This window comes from Paraburkholderia sp. RL17-347-BIC-D (assembly GCF_046027915.1).
Taxonomy (GTDB): Bacteria; Pseudomonadota; Gammaproteobacteria; order Burkholderiales; family Burkholderiaceae; genus Paraburkholderia.
In genome coordinates this window covers 1-6,942 of sequence record NZ_JARESS010000122.1, presented here as the reverse complement: position 1 = coordinate 6,942, position 6,942 = coordinate 1, and the positions used below count along the sequence as shown (strand labels likewise).

General features: G+C 61.3%; 7 protein-coding genes. 6 read left to right on the top strand and 1 reads right to left on the bottom strand.

Features of this window, described 5'->3' with window-relative positions; all coding sequences use genetic code 11:
• A partial coding sequence (locus P0D96_RS47180; RefSeq protein WP_408321114.1) for a substrate binding domain-containing protein occupies positions 1-529 on the top strand: 529 nt, incomplete at its 5' end.
• Between the two features lie 35 nt (positions 530-564).
• Positions 565-1,182, top strand: a complete 618-nt coding sequence (locus tag P0D96_RS47175; RefSeq protein WP_408321112.1) for a rhomboid family intramembrane serine protease — start codon at positions 565-567, stop codon at positions 1,180-1,182.
• A gap of 169 nt (positions 1,183-1,351) precedes the next feature.
• On the opposite strand, the gene P0D96_RS47170 is transcribed toward P0D96_RS47175, so the two are convergent.
• Positions 1,352-1,795, bottom strand: a complete 444-nt coding sequence (locus P0D96_RS47170) for an HU family DNA-binding protein (protein WP_408321110.1) — start codon at positions 1,793-1,795, stop codon at positions 1,352-1,354.
• Between the two features lie 614 nt (positions 1,796-2,409).
• On the opposite strand from P0D96_RS47170, the gene istA reads away from it, so the two are divergent.
• The 4 genes from istA (at position 2,410) to P0D96_RS47150 (ending at position 6,779) form a co-directional block, all read left to right on the top strand.
• Positions 2,410-3,936 (top strand): IS21 family transposase, encoded by a 1,527-nt coding sequence (gene istA, locus P0D96_RS47165; RefSeq protein WP_408321118.1) that lies wholly within the window; start codon positions 2,410-2,412, stop codon positions 3,934-3,936.
• 5 nt (positions 3,937-3,941) lie between these two features.
• The gene (gene istB, locus P0D96_RS47160; RefSeq protein WP_408321108.1) at positions 3,942-4,730 is read left to right on the top strand and encodes an IS21-like element helper ATPase IstB; all 789 of its coding nucleotides are present in this window, start codon (positions 3,942-3,944) and stop codon (positions 4,728-4,730) included.
• Between the two features lie 145 nt (positions 4,731-4,875).
• Positions 4,876-6,462 carry a recombinase family protein gene (locus P0D96_RS47155; protein WP_408321116.1) on the top strand — a complete coding sequence of 529 codons (1,587 nt, stop codon included), beginning with the start codon at positions 4,876-4,878 and terminating at the stop codon, positions 6,460-6,462.
• 5 nt (positions 6,463-6,467) lie between these two features.
• Positions 6,468-6,779 carry a hypothetical protein gene (locus P0D96_RS47150; RefSeq protein WP_408321106.1) on the top strand — a complete coding sequence of 104 codons (312 nt, stop codon included), beginning with the start codon at positions 6,468-6,470 and terminating at the stop codon, positions 6,777-6,779.
• Positions 6,780-6,942 lie beyond the last annotated feature (163 nt).

The window sequence follows — 6,942 nt, the reverse complement described above, 5'->3', positions numbered from 1 at the left end:
ACTGGGAACACTGATTGCACGCAAGCTGCTCGATACGCGCATCATTACGGTCGCGTCTCCCCGGTATGTGGCTGAGCACGGGAAGCCAGGAAAACCGGAGGAGGTGAGCAGGCATCAGCGAATCATGTTTTATAACCCCGTGACGGCCAAGCCCTTCGAGTGGGAGTTTCATCGGGGTAAGAAGGTCACGGAGATACCGGCAGAGGGGCGTCTCCTCGTGTCGGACGTGGAAACCATGCTCGGTGCGTGTATCGCCGGCGCTGGCATCGCCCAGGTGATGGAGATTGGCATCGAGCAGGTAATGCGTGATGGCTTGCTTATGGACCTCTTCCCGCACTGGCCGGACGAAAGATTTCCGCTGTATGCGCTCTTTCCGTCCCGGCGCCATCGTGCTGCGAAAGTCGACGCGTTCATTAATTTCTGCATCGAGTCATTGTCCGCAGCCGCACCCGCTAACCACCGTCAGATAGGTCTCCGGGGGAACCGCGGCAGCGCAAAAGCTAAAGCGCGTACGTCATCGCGTCCATGACAATTGATATCAAGCCGAGTACGGAGTAACTGGTAATGCCGCAAGACTCAACCCGGCGCTATGGCACGACTTCCACTTCTGACTCGCTCTTCGTGCAGCTCAAGGCACGTGGTCTCCTTCTGGCCGCCTTCGTTGGCTCCATCTGGTTGGTTTTTTTCCTGTCTGTTGCGCTGCCATTCCTGCATCTGAACCGGCACGGCGTGGTGCCGCGCACGCTTGGCGGGCTGCAGGGCATCCTGTTCGCCCCGTGGTTGCACGCAAGCATGATGCACCTGGTAGCCAACACTGGTGGACTGCTCATTTTGGGCTGGCTGTGCACCTGGCCGCGCATCGCGAACTTCTGGCAGGCGACAATCGGTGCGATGCTTGGTGCCGGATTGTGCGCGTGGCTGCTCGGCGCGCCCTTCACGGTGCATATCGGCGCGAGCGGTCTCGTGTTCGGATACGCGGGCTACCTGGTCGCGCGGGGACATTACACGCGGCACCTTCTGGCGATGCTAGTGGCACTTTTCGTAGCGGCGAGCTACGGGCTGACGATGCTCTTTGGCGTGATGCCAATATATCCAGGCGTGTCGTGGCAAAGCCATCTGGGTGGCGCGCTGGGAGGCATCCTGGCCGCGCGCGCAGCCGCCCGCAGTGCACGACTTTTATGACGCCGCAATTGCGGGCGCATTCACCCATTCAGCACGCCCTGATGCTCGGATGTGTCGCTCAGTTCACCTTGATTGGGCAGATTACATTAAGGCCCGTGCTCCCCAGGCACAAAAAGTAAAAAGCCCCTCAGACTTCCATCGCGAGGGGCTCCCTTTCCGGCGGTCCGGTTTAGATCGCGGCGTCCTTCAGCTTCTTCAGCGGCCGCACTTTCAGACGCACCGAAGCGGGCTTCGCGGCGAACCATTTTTCTTCACCCGTGAACGGGTCCTTGCCGAAGCGCTTCTTCTTTGCCGGCACGTCCTGAGCAACAACCTTCAGCAGACCCGGCAGCGTGAACTCCTTCGCACCCTTCTTGTGGACCGATGCGAGCACCGTTTCTTCCAGAGCGGCCATCAAGGCCTTCGCCGCTTTCGGCTCGACACCTGCGCGCTCGGCAAGATGGGTAGCAAGCGAAGCCTTCGTGAACGAATCCTTGATGGGCTTCAGCGGCGTGGCAGCGACCGCCTTCTTGGTGGCAGGGGTCGCCGCCTTCTTCACCGTCGGCGCCTTCGCCTTTTTCTCGACCGGGGTCACCTTCTTCGGAGCCGGCTTTGCCGCAGCTTTCGTTGCCATAGATTCCTCGTCATTGGTCAAAGGTTGGCCCGGGGCCCTTGCCTTTGCGTAGTCACCGACAATGCGCAAAGGTCCAAATCCTCAGGCTCGCGCTAGCGTAGCAATTCGCATTTGAATCTGCAACGGGCGAGGCCCTAAACCAAGGGGTTTTGTGCAGAAGGAACGCAAAAACGGCAACCTGTAGCCCTCCAGAGCAGGCTGCACTCACGAAAGCGGCTACGCGACAGGGTTTGACGCAGGGGCACCGTCACACTCCTGCGGGCCGGTGGCAGGCATCGAATAGCCGTTAACGACCCGGGCCCTTTGCAAGTCGAAAGATCAACCAATTCCGGTTGTCCAGCGCCCGTTCGGTCGCCATAGCGATCCTCCTGTCACTGACCGGCGTTATGGAGCCATTCCGGGATCGGCGTATTGGCGCCACCTGATGATCGGCGCATAGGCGCCAGCGCAGGATCGGCGTTATGGCGCCAGTCCGTGACCGGCGTAAAGGAGCCAGTCAATGATCGGCGTATAGGCGCCACTGGCGCAGGGTGTTGAACGCGATTCGAACTTTCCAGATGGGTACGCTCCCGTTCTTTCTGAACGGAGTGTCCATGACCAACCGGAGGTTCGAATTGTTTGAGTACCGTCAAGTCCTTGTCCGCATGCGGCAAGGCGATTCTGATCGCGACATCGGGCGTAGCGGCCTGATGGGTCGCAAGAAGTTGACCGCTGTTCGTCGTATGGCCGACGAGCGCGGCTGGCTGAATCCTGGGCAGCCGTTGCCTGACGATACCGTGATTGCCGGCGTGTTTGGCCGCACTCCACATTTGCCGAGCACATGCGTGTCCACGCTCGAGCCGTTTCGCGAGCAGATCCGTGACTGGCATGACGCCGGCGTTCAGGGCACAACGATTCACCACGCGCTGAAACGCAACCATGGCTACACCGGCAGCTACTCGGCGGTGCGCCGTATCCTGCTGGGCCTGAGGGCCGAACGCGGCGTGCCGGCCACAACGATCCTTGAGTTTGCGCCAGCGGAGGCCGCACAGGTTGACTTCGGCGCCGGGCCGGCACTACCACATGAATCGGGCGCGCAGATCAAGACGTGGTTCTTCGTCATGACCCTCTGCTGGTCGCGGCACCAGTATGTCGAGCTCGTGCTCGACCAGACCGTCGAGACATGGCTGGCCTGCCACCGTCGTGCCTTTGAGTGGTTTGGCGGCTGCCCGGGCCGCATCATCATCGACAACGCGAAGTGTGCGATCACCAGAGCCTGCATGTACAGCCCGGAGGTCCAGCGTTCGTACGCCGCGCTCGCTGAGGGATACGGCTTCCGGATCGACGCATGTCCACCGCACGACCCGCAGAAGAAGGGAATCGTTGAGTCGGGCGTCAAGTATGTCAAGAAATCCTTTGTGCCGCTGCGCACGTTCCGCGACCTGACCGATGCCAACCGGCAGCTGCGCGAATGGATCATGCAGCAGGCCAGCACGCGCGAACATGGCACGACACGCGAGCAGCCGCTGGCGCGCTTTGCCATCGAGAAGCCGCTGCTCACGACGCTGCCTGACGTTGCGCCGGTGCTGGCTGTATGGAGCGAAGTCAAGGTGCATACGGACGGACACGTCGTCTACAAGAAGGCGCTGTACTCCGTGCCGTTCACGCTGGTTGGCAAGAGCCTCTGGCTCAAATCGACTGATACGGTCGTACAGCTGTTCCATCAGCACGAACTCATTGCAACCCATCCACGACTGCGCAAGGCAGGTGATCGCCATACAGTGCGTGACCACCAGCCGCCGGCGGCGCAGGCGTGGCTCGAGCACGATCCGCAGTGGTGCCTGGCTCGTGCCAGGGAGATCGGGCCATCCTGTCACGCGCTGGTTCTCGCGATGTTCAACGACACGGTGCTGGTGAACCTGCGTGGCGCGCAGGGCATCGTCCGTATGCGCGAGAAGTTCGGCGATCAGCGACTGGACGCCGCGTGCGAGCGTGCGCTTGCATTCGCGAGCCCGAAGTACCGCACCGTCAAGACCATCCTCGACAAGGGACTGGACAGCCAGCCCGCCGCAGCAGCGGCGCAAACGTCAACGGCGCCTGCCGACACCTATCTGAACGGCGGCCGCTTCGGTCGTGACCTCCACTCCCTTCTCCTGCATTGAACATCATGAACCCCAGTCCCGAACTGAATACGATCCTCAAGCAACTGCGCCTGTCCGGTGTACTGGACTCGCTCGAGCAGCGCAACCGGCAGGCAATCGATGGACAGCTCGCCTACACCGAATTCCTCGCGATGCTCCTGCATGATGAAGTCGCGCGGCGCGACCAGAAGAAGCTCGGCGCGCGTCTCGTGCGCGCCGGCTTCGGGCTAGGCAAGACACTGGAAACCTTCAACTTCGACCGGCTGCCGAAGCTCAACCGCGCACACATCCACGATCTCGCCACCGGTCGTTACATCGACGAGAAGGTGGCAATCCTGATGGTCGGTCAAACAGGCGTCGGCAAGTCCCACATCGCCCAGGCGCTGGGCCACTGCGCTGCGCGTCAGGGGCGGGACGTGCTGTTCGTCACGCAAACCGATCTGATCAAGAAGCTGCATGCAGCCCGCGCCACGGGCCTCTACGAACGCAAGTTCCAGCAGTTCGTGCGTGTGCCACTGCTGATCGTTGACGACTTCGCGCTCAAACCCCTGCGCGCGCCACACGACGAAGACTTCCACGACCTGGTGGCGGCCAGGTATGAGCGGGCGGCTACCATCCTGACATCCAATCTCGATCTCAGCGAATGGGGTGACGCCTTCCCCGACAACCGGGTTCTCGGCGCCGCGACACTCGACCGGCTACGTCACGGTGCCTACCGCATCGTCATCGAGGGCGAGAGCTTCCGCAAGCCTAAACCGATGCCTGAAAACGGCGAAACCGCCGTTGCAAAATCCAGTAAAAAACCGCATTCTTGAGGCCGTTCGAATCTGCGTTTGACACCACTTCTAACTGGCGCCATTACGGCGATCATCCCCGGCGCCTTTACGCCGATCCGTGACACCTCCATCTTGACTTTGACCGGAAAAGCGCTAGCACTAATGTGTGAGCACTGGAAATATCATGCCTTCCGCGCGGAAGCGCCGTACCCAGCCCGCTGCGCCCGTTCGCGCCGCGCAGTACATCCGCATGTCCACCGACCACCAGGAGTACTCACCTGTATTCCAGCGCGAAGCGATCGCACGATATGCCGCCGCGCACGGTATCCGGGTTGTGCGGGACTATGAAGATGCTGCGATCAGTGGACTGACGCTGCGTGAACGCCCAGCACTGATCCAGCTATTGATCGACGTGGAGAATCCGGCGCGCAGATTCACCAGCGTGCTGGTGTACGACGTCAGTCGCTGGGGACGCTTCCAGGATGTCGATGAAAGTGCGTTCTACGAATACACCTGTCGCCGCGCCGGTGTCGACGTCATCTATGTCGCCGAGCCGTTCGAGAACGATAGCAGTCCTGCCACGTCGATACTGAAGGCACTCAAGCGGGCGATGGCCGGCGAATTCAGTCGCGAGATGTCACGTAAGGTCTTTCTCGGGCACTGCCTGAACGTCCGGCGTGGTTTTCATGCGGGTGGCCCCCCCGGGATTGGATTGCAGCGCATTCTGGTCGGCCGGGATAACAGCGAGCGTCGGTGCCTCGCTCCGCGTGAATACAAAAGCGTACAGACTGACCGCATCATCATCGCGCCGGGGCCGCCAGGCGATGCCGCGCTGGTCCGCAAGATTTACGAATGGTACGCAATGCAACCGGTCAGCGCGGCGGCAATCGCGCGGCGCCTGAACAGCTTTGGAATAGTCAACGGTGCTGGCCGCACCTGGCAAGGCGCCAACATACTGGACATCCTGCGCAACGAAAAGTACATCGGCACCAATGTCTACAGCCGGACGACCTCGAAACTCGACCGCGGCTGGGAGCAGTTGCCGCGGGAGGAGTGGATCCGCATTCCGGACGCGTTCGAGCCGGTCGTCGACCGGCGCATCTTTGCCGCTGTCCAGCAGAAAATGGCACGCGTCGGACGTAGACCGACACGAAACGAGATTATTGAAGGCCTACGCAAGGTGGTCACGAGAGCAGGCAGACTCAATCAGGCAACACTGAGGCACTACCGGAGTGCGCCGTCTGTTGAACAGGTAATGCACGAATTCGGGAGTCTGCATGAGGCATACAAGATCATTGGATACCCGCCGAACCTGAATCCCGAGCGGTCCGAAAACCGGTACGTCGAGCACCTGATGGAGCGGCGCGTTGCTGATGGGACGACCGACAAGCTGCGGGAGCTGGGTCATCAGGTCCGGTATGAGAAACACACGGGCACGCTGTGCATCGACGGCGCACTACGGTTGCAACTGGTCATCCGGAGCCCGTGGCTGATCCAGGGACATTTGCCGTACTGGATCGCCCGCTGGCCCGATTGCTTTGCGATTGACTTTCTCGTGTATGGCCGCATTGAGCGCGCAGGCAAGGAACTGCTCGACTTTCACATTCTCCCCCAGGGTAGCCTGCCGAAGGGCGAATACACCGTGCTGTACCGGTACGGCCAGTCTCATTTCGAGCCGTACCAGCATCCCGATCTTGCATCACTGATCGAGCTTGCCGCCAACGTGCCGCTGGAAGTATTGCCGGCGACGTGCCACCCTGCTACGAAGTAATCGTTATGCGAAAAGATCATCCGCGCACCGCAATCTGTCCTGGCGAAGAGGATGTCGCGTCCGGCTGCGACGCGTCGACCCGCGCGAAATCCCGATCCTCGCCGCAGATCAAGGCCCGGAAAGTCCTTATGCTGGAGCGAGCGCGCCAACAGACGGCGATCCGGCAGATGGAAGCCGTCCGCGTCGAGCGGGTCATTGTCGGCAACGTGCTGGCGGAACTCCTGTCTGATCCGGCGTTCGTCGCACTCCTGCGATCGCAGGGATTTGTCACCATGCCCCGACGCCTTCGCGATAACCTTGAAGGCCGCTCACCGTGACCCACGCCCGTCCTGCCCGATATGTTGCGCGATCCGACAGACAGTCAGCGGATCGCGCGTGTCCGCCTGGAATCTGCCCAGAGGCAGCCGACCGGTTGACCGGGTACAGACTGCCTGAACGGACCCTTACCGCGCTAACTCGGATGGTGCCATCCCGCCAGGT

Bases quoted from the DNA above. Each gene is read 5' to 3' on its own strand.
- P0D96_RS47175 (WP_408321112.1), top strand. From the start codon at position 565: ATGCCGCAAGACTCAACCCGGCGCTATGGCACGACTTCCACTTCTGAC.
- P0D96_RS47170 (WP_408321110.1), bottom strand. From the start codon at position 1,795: ATGGCAACGAAAGCTGCGGCAAAGCCGGCTCCGAAGAAGGTGACCCCG.
- istB (WP_408321108.1), top strand. From the start codon at position 3,942: ATGAACCCCAGTCCCGAACTGAATACGATCCTCAAGCAACTGCGCCTG.
- P0D96_RS47155 (WP_408321116.1), top strand. From the start codon at position 4,876: ATGCCTTCCGCGCGGAAGCGCCGTACCCAGCCCGCTGCGCCCGTTCGC.
- P0D96_RS47150 (WP_408321106.1), top strand. From the start codon at position 6,468: ATGCGAAAAGATCATCCGCGCACCGCAATCTGTCCTGGCGAAGAGGAT.